This is a genomic window from Rhizocola hellebori (assembly GCF_016862955.1).
Taxonomy (GTDB): domain Bacteria; phylum Actinomycetota; class Actinomycetes; order Mycobacteriales; family Micromonosporaceae; genus Rhizocola; species Rhizocola hellebori.
The window spans coordinates 56,195-70,795 of the sequence record NZ_BONY01000013.1; the positions used below are offsets into that span (position 1 = coordinate 56,195).

Annotated in this window: 18 protein-coding genes and 1 other RNA gene; 13 read left to right on the plus strand and 6 right to left on the minus strand. The window is 66.8% G+C overall.

The window, feature by feature from the left end:
- The first annotated feature begins 42 nt into the window (after window positions 1-42).
- The 3 genes from Rhe02_RS12825 to panB all read left to right on the plus strand — a co-directional run bounded on the left by Rhe02_RS12825 (window position 43) and on the right by panB (window position 3,667).
- Complete coding sequence (locus tag Rhe02_RS12825; RefSeq protein WP_203908393.1) at window positions 43-963, plus strand: hypothetical protein; 921 nt, start codon at window positions 43-45, stop codon at window positions 961-963.
- 65 nt (window positions 964-1,028) lie between these two features.
- A complete protein-coding gene (locus tag Rhe02_RS12830; protein ID WP_203908394.1) occupies window positions 1,029-2,777 on the plus strand; it encodes an NAD+ synthase in 1,749 nt (582 codons plus the stop codon).
- 56 nt (window positions 2,778-2,833) lie between these two features.
- Window positions 2,834-3,667, plus strand: coding sequence for a 3-methyl-2-oxobutanoate hydroxymethyltransferase (gene panB, locus Rhe02_RS12835; RefSeq protein ID WP_203908395.1), 834 nt, complete (start codon window positions 2,834-2,836; stop codon window positions 3,665-3,667).
- 8 nt (window positions 3,668-3,675) lie between these two features.
- Here the strand turns inward: panB and npdG are convergent, their stop codons facing one another.
- Both npdG and Rhe02_RS12845 read right to left on the minus strand, forming a co-directional pair.
- Window positions 3,676-4,362, minus strand: a complete 687-nt coding sequence (gene npdG, locus Rhe02_RS12840; RefSeq protein WP_203908396.1) for an NADPH-dependent F420 reductase — start codon at window positions 4,360-4,362, stop codon at window positions 3,676-3,678.
- Window positions 4,363-4,374: 12 nt separating this feature from the next.
- On the minus strand, window positions 4,375-5,121 hold the full coding sequence (locus Rhe02_RS12845) for a sulfite exporter TauE/SafE family protein (protein ID WP_203908397.1): 747 nt from the start codon (window positions 5,119-5,121) through the stop codon (window positions 4,375-4,377).
- 33 nt (window positions 5,122-5,154) lie between these two features.
- Here Rhe02_RS12845 and rnpB point away from each other — a divergent pair.
- Window positions 5,155-5,557: RNase P RNA component class A (rnpB, locus tag Rhe02_RS12850), an RNA gene on the plus strand.
- Between the two features lie 131 nt (window positions 5,558-5,688).
- Here rnpB and Rhe02_RS12855 read toward each other — a convergent pair.
- Entirely contained in the window at window positions 5,689-6,141 is a 453-nt protein-coding gene (locus Rhe02_RS12855) for a GNAT family N-acetyltransferase (RefSeq protein WP_203908398.1), read from the minus strand.
- Between the two features lie 52 nt (window positions 6,142-6,193).
- Between Rhe02_RS12855 and Rhe02_RS12860 the strand changes: the two genes are divergently transcribed.
- The 6 genes from Rhe02_RS12860 to Rhe02_RS12885 all read left to right on the plus strand — a co-directional run bounded on the left by Rhe02_RS12860 (window position 6,194) and on the right by Rhe02_RS12885 (window position 10,038).
- Complete coding sequence (locus Rhe02_RS12860) at window positions 6,194-6,466, plus strand: DUF6582 domain-containing protein (RefSeq protein ID WP_203908399.1); 273 nt, start codon at window positions 6,194-6,196, stop codon at window positions 6,464-6,466.
- A gap of 45 nt (window positions 6,467-6,511) precedes the next feature.
- Window positions 6,512-7,327, plus strand: a complete 816-nt coding sequence (locus Rhe02_RS12865) for a DUF4190 domain-containing protein (RefSeq protein WP_203908400.1) — start codon at window positions 6,512-6,514, stop codon at window positions 7,325-7,327.
- A gap of 7 nt (window positions 7,328-7,334) precedes the next feature.
- Entirely contained in the window at window positions 7,335-7,643 is a 309-nt protein-coding gene (locus Rhe02_RS12870) for a MazG-like family protein (protein WP_203908401.1), read from the plus strand.
- Between the two features lie 109 nt (window positions 7,644-7,752).
- Entirely contained in the window at window positions 7,753-8,178 is a 426-nt protein-coding gene (locus tag Rhe02_RS12875; RefSeq protein WP_239123739.1) for a hypothetical protein, read from the plus strand.
- Window positions 8,179-8,269: 91 nt separating this feature from the next.
- Complete coding sequence (locus Rhe02_RS12880) at window positions 8,270-8,821, plus strand: SigE family RNA polymerase sigma factor (RefSeq protein ID WP_203908403.1); 552 nt, start codon at window positions 8,270-8,272, stop codon at window positions 8,819-8,821.
- A complete protein-coding gene (locus Rhe02_RS12885; RefSeq protein WP_203908404.1) occupies window positions 8,818-10,038 on the plus strand; it encodes a WD40 repeat domain-containing protein in 1,221 nt (406 codons plus the stop codon). The genes Rhe02_RS12880 and Rhe02_RS12885 overlap by 4 nt, the downstream gene beginning before the upstream one ends.
- Here the strand turns inward: Rhe02_RS12885 and Rhe02_RS12890 are convergent.
- Complete coding sequence (locus Rhe02_RS12890; protein ID WP_203908405.1) at window positions 9,968-11,209, minus strand: MFS transporter; 1,242 nt, start codon at window positions 11,207-11,209, stop codon at window positions 9,968-9,970. The two genes, Rhe02_RS12885 and Rhe02_RS12890, sit on opposite strands and share 71 nt — an antisense overlap.
- Complete coding sequence (locus Rhe02_RS12895; RefSeq protein WP_239123740.1) at window positions 11,206-11,754, minus strand: winged helix-turn-helix domain-containing protein; 549 nt, start codon at window positions 11,752-11,754, stop codon at window positions 11,206-11,208. Before Rhe02_RS12895 ends, Rhe02_RS12890 begins: the two co-directional genes overlap by 4 nt.
- Window positions 11,755-11,818: 64 nt before the next feature.
- Here Rhe02_RS12895 and Rhe02_RS12900 point away from each other — a divergent pair, with 64 nt between their 5' ends.
- From Rhe02_RS12900 to Rhe02_RS12910, 3 genes are read left to right on the plus strand one after another with little or no spacing between them, the layout of a single operon-like run.
- Window positions 11,819-12,085, plus strand: a complete 267-nt coding sequence (locus tag Rhe02_RS12900; protein ID WP_203908407.1) for a GNAT family N-acetyltransferase — start codon at window positions 11,819-11,821, stop codon at window positions 12,083-12,085.
- A 9-nt stretch (window positions 12,086-12,094) separates the two neighbouring features.
- Window positions 12,095-12,268, plus strand: a complete 174-nt coding sequence (locus tag Rhe02_RS12905; RefSeq protein ID WP_203908408.1) for a hypothetical protein — start codon at window positions 12,095-12,097, stop codon at window positions 12,266-12,268.
- Between the two features lie 5 nt (window positions 12,269-12,273).
- Entirely contained in the window at window positions 12,274-13,269 is a 996-nt protein-coding gene (locus Rhe02_RS12910; protein WP_203908409.1) for a YihY/virulence factor BrkB family protein, read from the plus strand.
- Here Rhe02_RS12910 and Rhe02_RS12915 read toward each other — a convergent pair.
- On the minus strand, window positions 13,247-14,587 hold the full coding sequence (locus Rhe02_RS12915) for an exonuclease domain-containing protein (RefSeq protein ID WP_203908410.1): 1,341 nt from the start codon (window positions 14,585-14,587) through the stop codon (window positions 13,247-13,249). The two genes, Rhe02_RS12910 and Rhe02_RS12915, sit on opposite strands and share 23 nt — an antisense overlap.
- Window positions 14,588-14,601: the final 14 nt, after the last annotated feature.

A 14,601-nucleotide genomic window follows, 5' to 3' on the forward strand; every position in this document is an offset into this window, starting at 1 on the left:
CATCCGGTAACTTCACTGTCCTACCCCTCACAAAGGACAGTCATGACCACGAACTGGGCCCGGCGTCTGTCAGTGTTCCTCGGGGCTTCGCTGCTCCTGCCGATCGTCAGCGAGTTCGTCGCGTCGCGCATCAAGCACGAGGCCTACGACTACACCCTGGCGTTGAGCCTGGTCGCCATCGTGGGCCCGATCGCGCTGGCGCTCTACTACGTCCGGCCGGTCCGGATGACGGCGCGCATCATCATGTCGGTGGGCCTGATGGCTTCCGGTCTGCTGGTGGCCGCGCTCGGCTACGTGCTGATGACCGCGCCCGATCAGCTCAGCAACGACAACGGGCTGGTTTCGCGCATCGTCGGAGGTTTCGCGCTCGGCATCGGCCTGCTCATCGGGTCCCTGGGCGGGCTCTACTTCGGCCGCGGCCGCTTCGACGTGCCGGTCGAACTGCCCGCACCGACCGCGCCGGCCGACCCGAGCCAGGTCAAGATTGAGCGCTTCGCCCACTTCCGGTCGCCCACCCACGGTCCTTTGATCACCAAGATTATCGAGCGGATGAGCATCGACGATCTGCAGTATGTCGCCTATTACGTGGACGGCCAGCCCATCATGTCGCTCGATCTGCTCGATCATCCCGAGCTTGAGCGCTATCACGAGGTTGTCGAGCCCTATCAACGGCGCGAGGAATACCACCGGCAGGGCAAGGCCTTGAATGCGCTGTGCCGCAAGCTCAACGCGGAACTGGCGCCGCTGAACACCGGCGATCTGATCCGGCTCGTCTTCGATGTGGAGCGCGGCGCCATCTACTACTACGTGGTTACCACCGATACGAACAGGTTCCTCATCGGCGTAACCCTGAACCAGTACAAGGTGAATGTGGCCGATCGCAAGGTGGCTCAGCTCGTCGATGACATCCGGGTCCATCTGGGCCAGCCGAAGATGACCGAGCTGGAACAGGCGCAGCCGTGAGACGTTCGGCATAGCTTCGCCATCCTCGTGGCCAACTTCACCCGCGGCAGTGGGAAACTTGCCTTATGGCGAATTTGCGGCTGGCTCTGGCCCAGGTGAACCCGACCGTCGGCGATTTGGCGGGCAATGCCCTGCTGGTAAGGGAGTGGACGGCGCGAGCCGCGGCCCAGCAGGCGCAGCTCGTCGCCTTCACCGAGATGGTGCTGACCGGTTACCCGGTGGAAGACTTGGTCTTCCGCGAGTCGTTCGTCGCGGCTTCCCGCCAAGCCGTGCAGCGCCTGGCCGCAGAGCTGGTGACCGACGGCTTCGGCGAGCTGGCGGTGATCGTGGGTTACCTCGACGCCGACGGTCCAGCCAAACTCGGCTCAGATTCCACCGCGACCATAGGCCCGCGAAACGCTTTGGCGGTGCTGCATCGCGGCCGGGTGGCGGCCCGCTACTTCAAGCACCATCTGCCCAACTACGGCGTCTTCGACGAAGACCGTTATTTTGTACCGGGCAAGTCCCTGACCGTCCTGCGGGCCGGGCTGCTCGACGGCTCCAATGTGGACATCGCGCTGACCGTCTGCGAGGACATCTGGCAGGCAGGCGGCCCATTCGCGGTGGCCGCCGCGGCACAGGTCGGGCTCGTGGTGAACATCAACGCCTCCCCCTACGAGCTGAACAAGGACGACCAGCGTCTCCCGCTCGTGCAGCGCCGCGCGGCCGAGGCCGGCGCGATCGTGGCCTATGTCAACACCGTTGGCGGGCAGGACGAGCTGGTTTTCGACGGCGACTCGATGATCGTGGCGCCCGACCGCACCCTGCTGGCGCGCGGCCCGCAGCTCGCCGAGGCTCTGCTCGTCCACGACCTCACCCTGCCCGAGGCCACCGCCGAGTTCTATCCGAGCGACCTGCCGATGTCCATCGAGCGTGTGGAAATCCAGACCGCATGGGGCGAGCCCACCGCGCCGGCGAGCGCCGGCATCGCCGCGCGTTTGGAAGACGAGGCCGAGATCTGGGCGGCGCTCGTGCTCGGGCTGCGTGACTACATCCACAAGAACGGCGCGAAGTCAGCGCTGATCGCCGTCTCCGGCGGCATCGACTCGGCGGTGGTGGCCACCATCGCCGCAGATGCGCTCGGCGGGGCCAACGTCGTCGGCATCTCCATGCCCAGCGGGCACTCGTCGCAGCACTCCCGCGACGACGCCGAAGCGCTCGCCACCAACCTCGGCATCGACTACCGGGTCGAGCCCATCCAGCACATGGTGGACGCGTTCCTGGCCAACCTCAACCTCTCCGGGCTTGCCGTGGAGAACCTTCAGGCCCGCGTCCGCGGCGTCATCCTGATGGCCGTGTCCAATCAGGAGGGTCACCTGGTGCTGACCACGGGCAACAAGAGCGAGCTGGCGGTCGGCTATTCCACTCTCTACGGCGACTCGGTCGGCGCCTACAACCCGCTCAAGGACGTGCCCAAGACGCTGGTGTGGAAGCTGGCGCGCTGGCGCAACACGGTGAGCCCGGTGATACCGGAGTCGTCCATCACCAAACCGCCCAGCGCCGAGCTGCGCCCGGGTCAGCTCGACACCGACTCGCTTCCCGAATACGACAAGCTCGACCTGATCCTCGCCGACTACATCGACGCAGACCTGGGCCGGGATTCCCTGGTGGCCAAGGGCCATGAGCCGGCTCTCGTCGACAAGGTGCTCCGCCTGGTCGACGGGGCGGAATACAAGCGCCGCCAGTCCGCGCCCGGTACCAAAATTTCGTTCAAATCCTTCGGCCGGGATAGGCGCCTGCCGATCACTAACCGTTTCAGGGAGATTTCGGGCTAGCATCCTGGATAGACCCGGGGACCGCGTGCGCGGCCTCGAGGCGAAAGGAGACAGCAATGTCAGACAGTGTGGCCTCCCTCTACGGCGGGCCGGCCGGGCAACGGGTGCGCACCCGCCACCTGTTGCAGGCCAAGGAGCGTGGCGAGAAGTGGGCGATGCTCACCTCCTACGACCAGTACACCGCACGCATCTTCGACGAGGCGGGCATTCCCGTGCTCCTCGTCGGCGACTCCGCCGCCAACAACGTCTTCGGTTACGAGACCACCCTCCCGGTGACCGTTGACGAGCTTCTCCCCTTGGTACGCGCCGTCGTCAACGCCACCAAGCGCGCCCTTGTGGTGGGCGACCTCCCGTTCGGCTCCTACGAAGAAGGCACGACTCAGGCCATCCGCACCTCGGTGCGCTTCATGAAAGAGGCGCAGTGTCACGCGATCAAGCTGGAGGGGGCGCGTCCCGCGCTGATCGAAGCGATCGCCGGCGCGGGGATTCCGGTAATGGCCCACATCGGGTTCACCCCGCAGTCTGAGCACCAGATCGGTGGGTACAGGGTGCAGGGTCGCGGCGAGCAGGCCAAAATCCTGGTCGAGCAGGCCCACGAGTGCGCCGAAGCGGGTGCCTTCGCCGTCGTGCTGGAGATGGTTCCGGGCGAGGTGGCCAAGCAGATCACCGCCGAGGTGCCCATTCCCACCATCGGCATCGGCGCAGGCCCCGACACCGACGCCCAGGTGCTGGTCTGGCAGGACATGGCCGGCCTGCGCACGGGTGGCGGCCCCACGCCGCGCTTCGTCAAGCAATACGCCCAGCTGGCCACCACACTCACCGACGCGGCCCAAGCCTTCGCCCAAGAAGTCCGCGGCGGCGTGTTCCCCGGCCCCGAACACACTTTCTAATTCTCTGCCTACAAATCAGTAATTCTGATTCCGGCGTGTACGCCGTAGCGCTTGTTGATGACGATCAGGTTCGCGGTGAGCGCCTCGACCTGGCCCGCGTTGCGCAAGCGGCCGGCGTGCACGCCGCGGATTCCTTTGATGCGCCCGGCGAGTGCTTGGACCTGGGCCACCGCTTCCCTGTCCTCGCCCAGCACGAGCACGTCGAGGTCCATCTCGGCGACCTCGAGATTGGCCAGCAGCTCGGCGCTCACGTGGTGGAAGGCCGCGGTCACCCGCGACTCGGGAAGGATCGCCGCGGCTTGCTCGGCCGCGCTTCCTTCCTCAACCTCCAACGGATACGGGCCCTGCTTGCCGAAGCCAAGCGGGTTCACGCAGTCGATGACTATCTTGCCGCGCAACGGTTCCACCAACTCGCGCAGCGTGTCCGCATGCCCGGCAAAGGGTACCGCGATGATGACGAGGTCTGAGCGCGCGGACACGTCGGCGTTGGAGCCGCCCTCGACACTTCCTCCGGCCAGCTCCGCGATCTCGGCGGCGGCCGCCGCGGCGCGCTCAGCCACCCGCGAACCGATCAGGATCCGCTGCCCGGCCTGGGCGAGCCGGATGGCCAATCCCCGGCCCTGGTCGCCTGTTCCGCCGAGGATCCCGACGACGAGACCGCTCACGTCGGGAAGAGTGCTGGAGTCGAAGCCCATTGGGCGATCCTGTCAGATCGCCCGAGCGAACAGCACGGCGGATACCAGCAGCCCGAACGCGACCACGACCCAGCGCACGGCTTTGGCGTCGAGGCGGCGGCCGAAATGCCCGCCCAGGAAGCCGCCCAGAATGGTGCCCGGCACCAGGGCCGCCACCGCTGTCCACGCCACCGGCCCGAAAAGGGCGAAGGTAGTCGCGGCGACCGCGCCGATGGAGAGCTGGATCACATTCTTCGTGGCCACCATCCGCCGAATCTGGTCATTGAGCACCAAACCGAGCACGGCCATGATAATCACGCCGATCGCTGCGATGAAGTAGCCGCCGTAGACGCCAATCGCGAAGACCGCCGCCACTTTGGCCCACTTCGGCTGGTCCTGCGGTTGGGCCAGGCGTTTGGTGAGGAACTCCTGTGCCGCCATCACCACCGTCGCCACCAGGACGAGGCTCGGGGCTATCCAATCGAAGAGCTTTTCCGGGGTACCCAGTAAAAGAAAACACCCTGTCAAAGTGCCCAGGATCGCGGCGGGGACCAGCTGCTTCAGAACGGTCTGCCCGGCCAGGTCTTTACGGGTGCTGGCGACGCCGCCGATGTATCCGAATGCCACCGAGACCGAATTTGTCACGCTCGCCTGGACCGGCGGCAACCCCACCGAGAGCAAAGCGGGGAAGGTGAGCAGCGACCCACCCCCGGCCACAGCGTTGACGGCACCGGTAATCGTCCCGGCCGCCACGAGGAGGAGTGCCTGCGAGAAATCCATGACCCGAGGTTTGTAGCATGGATAGGCGACGGACGAGTCGATCGGGCGGCCGCGTCGATGCCTTTTGACATCGCCGAGGAACGTCCGGACTCCATAGGGCAGGGTGGTTGCTAACGGCAACCCGGGGCGACCCGCGGGAAAGTGCCACAGAAAACAGACCGCCCGCGGCCAGCTGGTCGCGGGTAAGGGTGAAACGGTGAGGTAAGAGCTCACCAGCACGGCGGGCGACCGTCGTGGCTCGGTAAACCCCACCCGGAGCAAGGCCAAGAAGGGTCCTTCCCTCACGGGGGAAGAGCCCGCGTGAGCGCTTGAGGGCTGCCCGCCCGAGTTCACGGGTAGGCCGCAAGAGCCCGCTGGCAACGGCGGGCCGAGATGGATGGCCGCCGCCAGCGTTACGGCGCTGGCACAGAATCCGGCGTAGAGATCGACTCGTCCGTCGCTCTACTGCTGGCGCGTGCGAAGCAACGCGCGGCAAATCCGCCTGGAGGGCAACGCGATCACGCCGTGATCTTGAAGGCGAAGGGCGTGCCTTCAAGATCGCGACGCGATAGCGTCGCCGCGGATTTGCTATCGCACGAGGTGGAGGATTTCTTCGCCCTCGGCGAGCCGCTTTACTTCGCCGGTGGGGGCGAAGCCGGCGCTCAGGTAGAGGTTTTTCGCGCGGTGGTTGGCGCTGCCGGTCCAGACCTGGACGCGGGGACGGCCCTGGAGAGCGGCAGCCTCGACGACGGCGTCGAGCAGCTGCCTGCCGATTCCGGTGCCCCACCGATCGGGGTCGACAAACAGCATGGACAGATGGCACAGGTCGGCCGCTTCCCAGCCCGGCTCCGCCAGCGCCATCGCGACGACAGCATTCTCCTTGCGCGCCACCATAATTAGCGCCTCGGGATCGGCCAGCTTCTCCCTCACTCGGGCTATGCGGGGCTCGGTCGGCGTTTTGCCCCGAGCCGTATTCGCGCGTTGCCAAACCCGCAGGGCCGCTTCGATTTCCACACCACTCGCCCGCGCCACTTCAGTCACGGGCTCATCATGACCGAGTTTCGGATCGGCCGCAGGCGGGTAGGCACGGGACATGAAGACCACCTGGAAGCCACATGAGGAGCATGGCGAGCTCTCCACCAAGGAGCGCAACGATCTGCCCGACAGCGTGTTCGCCTTCCCGGACAAGCGCAAGGAGCCGCTCACCGACGCCGACCACGTGCGCAACGCGCTGGCCCGCTTCGATCAGGTGGAAGACGTGACCGACAAGGAACGCGATCTGGCTTTTCAGAACATTCTCGTGGCGGCCGAACACTACGATGTGGACGTTTCCGAGTCGTCCTGGCAGGAGCTTGGCAAGCCCTGATCAGGGGACTGACATAGGCGGGAGTCGCTGTTAGGCTTCCCGGCCGTGACCACTGAACCTCCCGAATATCCGGGGAATCGGGAACCTTATCGGCCCTATCACGACCCGCCGATAACACCAGGTTCGCCGCTTCCAGGTCCGGCTTACGCGTCCTATAACCAGCCGGGTTACGACGACCCGGTGCCCGGGCCGGCGCCCTATGTGCCGGCGCCGCATGCCCAGCCCTATACCCAGCTGCTCTCGCCCCAGGCGGTGCCCTCGGCGGGCGTCAACGGCTTCGCGGTGGCTTCGTTCATTCTCAGCTTCTGCGTCGGCGGGCTCCTCCTGCTGTCCATCATTTTCGGCTTGGTCGGCCTGCGCCAGATCGAGCGAAATGGCCAGAGCGGCAGGGGCTATGCGATAGCGGGGTTGCTCATCAGCGTGCTCTGGATCCTCGCTATCGCCGGTGCCGTGTTCTACACCGAATATCAGGAAGCCAAGCGCGATCTGACCGGCAATGTCACCGCCGAAGGAAACGTGGCGATCACCGACCTCAAGGCCGGTGACTGCATCAAGTCGTTGCAGCTGCCGGATGTCCTGTTCACCGTGACCGCGGTGCCCTGCAACCAGGCGCACGAAGGCGAGGTGGCGGGCGAGTTCATCATCGGCGGCACGATCTACCCCGGTGAGGAGGGCGTCACGGCGCAGGCTGCGGAGAAATGCGAGCCGATTGTCAGGGAGTACACCTCCCCGGCCACCCTCGCCAAGGTGAGCGACATCTACTTCCTTGGTCCTCGGGAGACCGACTGGAACAAGGGCCGCAAAACCGTCACCTGTGTAGCGATGACCGCTGCGACCCAAATCGGCTCGGTCAAGGGTTGACCAGAGCATGGAAATGGTGACCCAGGCGGTCAAGACCGCGGCGCGGTGGCTCGACTCCCATCACGGCAACGATCGCCAGCAACAGACCCTGCGCATCCTCAAGGTCACCGAGGAGGCGGGAGAGGTTGCTCAGGCATGGATCGGTTTCATCGGGCAGAACCCGCGAAAGGGCATCACCCACACCGACCGTGAGGTGGCCGACGAGCTTGCCGACGTGGCACTGACCGCTTTGGTGGCGATTGAGAGCCTCGGCTTCGATGCCCAGGAAGTGCTCAGCGCATGTGCAACCAAGGTGCTCATGCGACTTGACCTGTAGATTGCTGCGCGATCGCTGGGAATATTGGGGTCAAGCTGGGAAAACTATCAGGTTCATTTGACGGTAATCCGAGATTCGGCGAGTAATCGTCATAGGCATGGTGAATCGGATGTCAAAGAAGACCCTGCTGATCCTCGGTACCTCCGGCGTATTGGCGCTTGGAATCGCGGCTCCCACCGTGGCCTGGGCCGAGAGTCGGAACAACCAGTCCATCTCCCACCCTGGCGGCGAGGAACGCCAGCAAAAACTGGCCGAGGCGCTAGCCAAAGAGCTCGGTTTGGAACCGAGCAAGGTGTCTGACGCCTTGACCAAGGTACGTGAGCAGATGCGCACCGAGGCCGAGGCCAAGAGGGGCGAGGGCCAGACACGGCCGGACACCCGAGCCAACCACCTGGACCAGCTCAAGACCCGGATGGCCGAAGCGGTGAAGGCCGGCAAGCTCACCCAGGCCGAAGCGGACGCGATCATCAAGGCGGCCGAGGGCGGCCTGCTCAACGGCGGCGGCCACGGCAGGCCGGGGCAGGCACCCAAATAGTCCACCCATCCCCCCGAGGAGAACGGAGCCCGGCCCCGCGCCGGGCTCCGTTTTAAATTGGGTTCCCCCCTAAGCTCGGGTCCCTGGCGTCATGAACGTTAGGGAGGTTGATGGAGTGGCAGCCGGGCAGGCGCGTGCCGCGTTCGAGGAATTCGTCGCGGCGCGGTGGGCTGCCCTGGGCCGGACAGCCTTCCTGCTGACCGGGAACATGCAAGACGCGGAGGATCTGGTGCAGACCGCATTGGCGCGGGCGGCAACGAGGTGGGAACGGATCTCCGACCACGAGGCCTACGTACGCCGTGTCATCTACACCCAGGCCGTGTCGCACTGGCGCTGGCGCCGCAGCAGACCGCCCGAGGTGCTGACCGATCAGCTGCCCCACGTCGCCACCGAGCAGCCCGACCGGGAAACGCGCATCGTTCTCGATCAGGCGCTCGGCCGCTTGACCCCCAAGCAGCGCGCGGTTCTGGTGCTTCGGTTCTACGAGGACAGGACCGAGTCGCAGACTGCCCAGCTGCTCGAGTGTTCGGTGGGCACGGTGAAGAGCCAGACCCGCCACGCGCTGATGCGGCTCAAGGCCCTCAACCCCCAGCTGGCCCAGCTCGTGGACGGCGGCACCCTGCAGGAGGTGAGGGAGCGATGACGCGGCTTCGCGACGCCTTGCGCGATGTGGCTGACAGCTATCCCGCGCTTCGCCCGCCGCCGCCCGGGATGTTCGATCGCGCGCGCAAGGCCCGCAACCGCCGCCGCGTCGCGGCCGGTGCGGCCGCTGTCTTTGCCTTGCTGGCCATCGGTTTCACCATCCGGCTGCTGCCGCCGGCACCCCTCGTCACGGCCGGCTCGGCGAACGTTCCGTCCTATTTCATCGAGCCTCCAAAGTGGACTGCCGATCTCCGGGACGCGCCGATCGAGCGCGCCACGATGGCCTTCGTCATGGAAAGCGATCTGGAGACGCTGGTCATCGTGGGGCCCGATTCGGCCTACCGGACCTATCCCATCCCGGCCCGCGGCCCGTCGCCGTGGACGGCTTCGTTCCAGCTTTCGCCGGACGGGCGCAGTCTGCTGGTGGCCAAGAAGTCCACCGCCGAGCTGCTCGATCTGGCCTCGGGCCGGGTGCGCACCCTTTCCGCCGGGGTGCCGCTGGCCTGGTCCCGCGACGGATCCCAGGCCATCATGGCGAGCTTGGACAACGGCGAGCTGAGGGTGGTCCGGATGCCGAGCGGCCAGGTGGCTTGGCGGATCCCGGTGCAGTCGTCCGAGCCGCTGGTCGCCGCGGCCTTCTCCCCGGACGGCACCCAGGTGGCCGTCCAGCAGGGCGATACGTTGAGCGTGCGAACGCCGACCGGCGTGCTGTGGAGCACGACCGTGGGTTCGCGGCTGTATCTGGCCGGTCCGCTGTGCTGGACAGAGGACGGCAGCAAGATCGCACTGGCGAAACTCAGCAGCACCACCATCTTCGACCTGCTCAACGCGAGCAACGGGCGCTCCGCCGGACAGATACTCAGCAGAGGCGGACTCAACTATGTCGGGGAGCAGGGCCGAACCGATGGCCTGCCCGCGGTGGTGGGCTGGCGAGGCGGCTACCCGATCGCCAACATCGGCAACCGCGCGCTGTTCCATCTCAACATCTCGTACAACGTGGTGATGACCGCCGCCGTTGGCACCAGCGAGCTCCAGCTCGCCTCGGACGGAACCGATTGGGCGCCAACCGATCCCAGCCCACCCGAGCCGGGCCCGGCGCTGCAGCGCTACCGTCCGCTGGTCTCACTCGCGGCCCTCGGCCTGCTCGTCATGTTCGGATTGGTTGCTGGGGTGCTGCGGCTTGTTCGCCCACTGCGGCGGTTGCGGGCTCGGGCTTGATGTCGATCTGACGCCAGATCGGGTGGGTGAAGGGCACCAGCGTCACCACCAGATAACCGATGCCCAGCACCACGAAGGCGACGGCGAGATCGATGCCGCCGAGCCAGCCGCCGATCAGCGCGCCCACCGGAATCCCGCCCCAGGCGACGGCCGTGCCCAGCCCCTGGACGCGGGCCAGCATATGCTCGGGCACCCGCTCGAACATGACCGCGCCGATAATCGGGTTCACCGAGGCCATGCCCAGACCCGCGATGAACGAGACCAGGTAGAGCGGCCACGCCTCATCAGTGAAGGCGGGCACGAGAAATCGCGGGGCCCCTCCGATCACGAAGCCGACGGCGTAGGTGGCGAACCTCGGCACGCGCGGCGCCACCACGGTGAAGACGACGTTGCCGAGCACCGCCCCCACCGCGAAGCTCGCCGACACCAGCCCCAGCGCCACCGGCGAGCCGATAACCTCCTTGGCCCACAACGGAATCAGGACCGAGCCGTAGGCGGAGTCGAAAAGGTTGGTGCAGAAGAAGATGACCAGGAGCCCAGCCACCAGCCTGTCCTGGCGCAGGTAGGAAAACCCGCCGCGCAGGGCTTTCAGATAGGGCTCGGCCGAACCGGTCGAGGCGATCGCCGGCACGGCAATGGCGATGGCGGCGGCGCCGAACCCGAAGGTGCCGGCATCGATGATGAGCACGGTCTGGGCATCGAACGCGGCGATGAGCAACCCGGCCAGCGGCGCCCCGAGCAGGGTGGTGAGCCGCAACAGCCCGTCATTGATGGAGGTGGCCCGGGTGACATCCACCCCCGAGGTCATCACCGACTGGCGGAAGATCACGCGTTTGGAGGTGTCGCCGAGCCCGCGCAGCCCACCGGCCACCGCGACCAGGCCCACGAGCAACGAGAAATTCAGCCCCAGAAAGGGAATGGCGAGCACGGCCGCGGCGCTTGCGGCGTCGGCGACGATGCTGACCCGCCGATAGCCGAGCCGGTCGAGCAGCGGCCCGCCCAGCCCGCAGGCCAGCACGTAAGGCAGCGTCTCGGCCGCCGCGACCACCCCCATCTTGGCCACGGAACCGGTGCTGACCAGCACGAACCAGGGCAGGGCCACCGCGCTCATCCGGGTGCCGGTCACCGAGACGACGTTGGCGACCAGAACCCCGACCATGCCCCGTTTCACGCCTGCTCCCGGACGAACGGAAGCAGCTGCACCTGAAGGAAAACCCGCTGCGCCCCCGATGGGCCCGGGGCGTCGTCTGTGCGATAGCGCTGCGCGAGCGCAAAGATCTCGTCGTGCAGTTCGCGGCACTCCTGCGGGGTGAGCCGCAGCCGCCAGTCGCTGTTGGTGGCGGCGTGCGCCCACTCCTTGGGCATCGCGGCCGCTTCGGAGATCCAGCTGTCGACCCGATCGCTGTATTGGGCCGCCACCGCTCTCAGGTAGGCCTCGGCATCGGCCGGGTCGAAGCCCTCGAACGGGCCGCCGAAGATGGTGGTGTCGCTGGCCGCCCGCCACCATCGCTCGCGCCGCACCCCCTTGCCGGCCAGCTCCTCGACGAAGCCGTGCGCGGCCAGCTGCCGCAGGTGATAGCTGGTCGCTCCGCTCGACTGATCCAGCCGCTGCGCCAGCAGGGTGGCCGTGGCCGGGCCCTGCTCACGCAACATGCCGAGCATGCGCACGCGCAGCGGATGGGCAAGGCCACGAAGCGAAACGGGGGTGAGCTTCACGAGTGCCAGCATTCCATTGCAAAGACTTCTTTGCAATTGATTCGGGTCCGCTAGACTGTCGCGAATGGACGTCACGGTGACCGACTTGCCCGATCAGTGCCGCTATGAGGCGACTTCAGCCGATGGCGTGGTTGGCGTGTTGGAGTACAGGCGACAGGATGGTGTGATCTTTTTGAACCACGCCGAAACCGCGCTCGCCCATCGCGGCAAGGGCGTGGCGGGCCAACTGGTCCTCAAAGCGATGCAAGACGCGAGTGAACAGGGCGTGAAGGTGGTTCCAGTCTGCCCTTACGTGCGTGACTGGGTTAGCCAGCACCCCGAATGGGGGTAAGAACACGCCATGTACGCACGCATCGCCGCCGTCCTGTTTGGACTTGCCCTGTTGTTCCTGCTTATCAACTACAGTGCTGGCAACGTGATCAATGCCACCACCCTCACCACCGCGGGTCTGCTCTTCGTCGCCCTCCATCTCGGCGGCGTCGGCTTCCGGCCCCGGCGGCGATATCGGAGATGAGATAGATGGCCCGCACCGGTCAGCGCGGTCGTGAGCACCGCGAAGAGCTGATTGTCCTGCTGAGCAACGGCCCCGAGAAGCTGAGCACGGGCGCCTGGCTGCGTGCCACCTGGCGCACGGTCGTCGAGTTCATCGAAGACGATCTTCCTGACCGGGCGGCCTCGCTGACCTATTACGGGATGCTCTCCATCTTCCCGGGCCTGCTCGTGCTGCTCGCGGTGGTGAGCCTGATCGGCGGGCCGACCGGGCGCAACGTCGTCAACGGCATGCGCAGCTTGGCCATCGGGCCCACCGCCCAGGTGCTCAACGACAGCATCGAGAGCCTGCAGCAGGACCAGCGGGCGGCCGGGATATTCGCGGTCGTCGCTTTCCTGATCGCCTTCTGGTCCGCGACCGGCTATGTGGGCGCGTTCCGGCGCGCCGTCAACGCCATCTATGACGTGCCCGAGGGCCGTCCATTGTGGAAGACCGTGCCGGTTCAGCTCTTCGTCACGCTGATCACCGGTATCTTCCTGGCGCTCAGCGCGCTCACCGTCTTCATCAGCGGGCGCATCGCCGAAAGGGCCGGGCACGCCATCGGCCTGGAGCCCGACACGGTGCGCATCTACGAGATCATCAAGTGGCCGTCCCTGGTCGTGATCTTCGCGCTGGTCATCGCGCTGCTCTACTGGGTGGCGCCGAACGCGCGGCACGGGTTCCGCTGGATCAGCCCGGGCACGGTGCTGGCCACCTTCGTGTGGATGGCGGTGTCGGCCGGGTTCGCCTTCTACGCGGCGAATTTCGGCTCCTACAACCGCACCTACGGCACGCTGGGCGGCGTTGTCGTCTTCCTGGTGTGGATGTGGCTGACCAACGTGGCCGTGCTGCTGGGCGCGGAGTTCGACGCGGAGCTGGCGCGCGCCCGGGCCATCGCCGCCGGGCTGCCCCCGCACGCCGAGCCCTACCTGCCCATGCGCGAAGTGCCCGACCAGGAACCCGCTATCCCGGTAGGGGATCAGTGACCGTGCTTCCGTCGCCCGGGCTGGCGTGCGGCGTCCAGCTCTCCCCTGTCCAGTAGCGGTAGACGAACCGCCCGGTGGGATCGGCATACCAACCCGCCGGGGCCACCGGCGCGGGCAGCTCGTGCTCGCCCAGCAGAGTGTTGACGGCCGAGACCGGGATCAGCGGCACCCCCAGCTCCTCCGCCTTACGTGCCTTCGGCAAACCTTCTTCCTGGTCCCCAACCACCGCCGCCACCAGCCCACGGCTCACATTGAGCACGATCCGATATCCGGCCTCCTGCAGCTTGCCCCGCACCGCCGCCGGAACCGAAGGGCCGCACCAGACCCGTGGCCCCGCAACGGTTTCGGCCGTCCCCTGCACCGTGATGTCGCTGAACGCCTCGGGCACGTCAAGCAGGACCGCGGTGGTGGTCAGTGCACGAAGCTCCTCCGGCATCACAAAGTCGTCGGCCAGAGCGGCATCGCGCAGCCCGTCGAGGAACCGCCGGTGCAACTCGGCCACCTGCGCCGCGCCCATTCCGGCCCTTCCCGCTATCCGCCCCAGCCGCCGCGTCTTCTCCTTGGTGAGCCGGCCGTCGGCCAGCGCCTCGGCCAGCGCGTCGAGATAGGGCTGGGCCCCGACCGGGTCGTGATCGGACATGGAGAACGGGAGCTTGCTCAGCAGCGAGCGCATCCACCCGTCCTCGCCCTTACGCAGATTGGTGACCCGCGTGCGGGGACCGGCCAGTCGCGCGTATCGCGGCAAAGGGTTGAGCCCCACCGGGAAATACACCTCGCGTCTGCCATCCTCAAGCAGTTTGGGCAGCAGGAGAGCGGTGGCCCGCACGTCGCCGAGGGCGGTATGCGCGTCGGTGAGGCTGATGCCGGAGATCTCGCAACAGGTGGCGAGCTTGTAGTTGGGCGAGGCGAGCACGGCGCGCGAAAGCCGAAGCGTGCACAGCGCGGGCACGGGCTCGGTAGCGATGCCCAACCGGCCCAGCTCGGCGTCGAGGAAGCTCTCCTCGAACGGGGCGTGATGGGCGACCACCACCGCCCCATCGAGCCGGGCTAGCACCTCACCCACGATGTCGCGGAAGGTCGGCGCGCCGGCCACCATCTCGGCGCTGATGTGATGCAGGAAGGTCGGGCCCGGGTCGCGTCCCGGATCGATGAGCGTGGCCCACTCGTCCACCACCCGCCCATTTTCGAGCCGCGCGATTGCGATCTCGACGATGCGATCCTCTTCCGGGGTCAGCCCGGTAGTCTCAAGATCGATGATGGCGTAGGGCGCACCCGGCAACGCCACGCCATGTCCCGCAAGCTCACCGTAGCCGAACACACGCCAACTCTAGT

What these genes read in the sequence shown, in the direction of transcription:
- Rhe02_RS12875 (WP_239123739.1), top strand. Translation starts at nt 7,753, where the DNA reads ATGTCAAAGAAGACCCTGCTGATCCTCGGTACCTCCGGCGTATTGGCG.
- Rhe02_RS12900 (WP_203908407.1), top strand. Translation starts at nt 11,819, where the DNA reads ATGGACGTCACGGTGACCGACTTGCCCGATCAGTGCCGCTATGAGGCG.
- Rhe02_RS12860 (WP_203908399.1), top strand. Translation starts at nt 6,194, where the DNA reads ATGAAGACCACCTGGAAGCCACATGAGGAGCATGGCGAGCTCTCCACC.
- panB (WP_203908395.1), top strand. Translation starts at nt 2,834, where the DNA reads ATGTCAGACAGTGTGGCCTCCCTCTACGGCGGGCCGGCCGGGCAACGG.
- Rhe02_RS12870 (WP_203908401.1), top strand. Translation starts at nt 7,335, where the DNA reads ATGGAAATGGTGACCCAGGCGGTCAAGACCGCGGCGCGGTGGCTCGAC.
- Rhe02_RS12845 (WP_203908397.1), bottom strand. Translation starts at nt 5,121, where the DNA reads ATGGATTTCTCGCAGGCACTCCTCCTCGTGGCGGCCGGGACGATTACC.
- Rhe02_RS12825 (WP_203908393.1), top strand. Translation starts at nt 43, where the DNA reads ATGACCACGAACTGGGCCCGGCGTCTGTCAGTGTTCCTCGGGGCTTCG.
- Rhe02_RS12830 (WP_203908394.1), top strand. Translation starts at nt 1,029, where the DNA reads ATGGCGAATTTGCGGCTGGCTCTGGCCCAGGTGAACCCGACCGTCGGC.
- npdG (WP_203908396.1), bottom strand. Translation starts at nt 4,362, where the DNA reads ATGGGCTTCGACTCCAGCACTCTTCCCGACGTGAGCGGTCTCGTCGTC.
- Rhe02_RS12910 (WP_203908409.1), top strand. Translation starts at nt 12,274, where the DNA reads ATGGCCCGCACCGGTCAGCGCGGTCGTGAGCACCGCGAAGAGCTGATT.
- Rhe02_RS12880 (WP_203908403.1), top strand. Translation starts at nt 8,270, where the DNA reads ATGAACGTTAGGGAGGTTGATGGAGTGGCAGCCGGGCAGGCGCGTGCC.
- Rhe02_RS12885 (WP_203908404.1), top strand. Translation starts at nt 8,818, where the DNA reads ATGACGCGGCTTCGCGACGCCTTGCGCGATGTGGCTGACAGCTATCCC.
- Rhe02_RS12905 (WP_203908408.1), top strand. Translation starts at nt 12,095, where the DNA reads ATGTACGCACGCATCGCCGCCGTCCTGTTTGGACTTGCCCTGTTGTTC.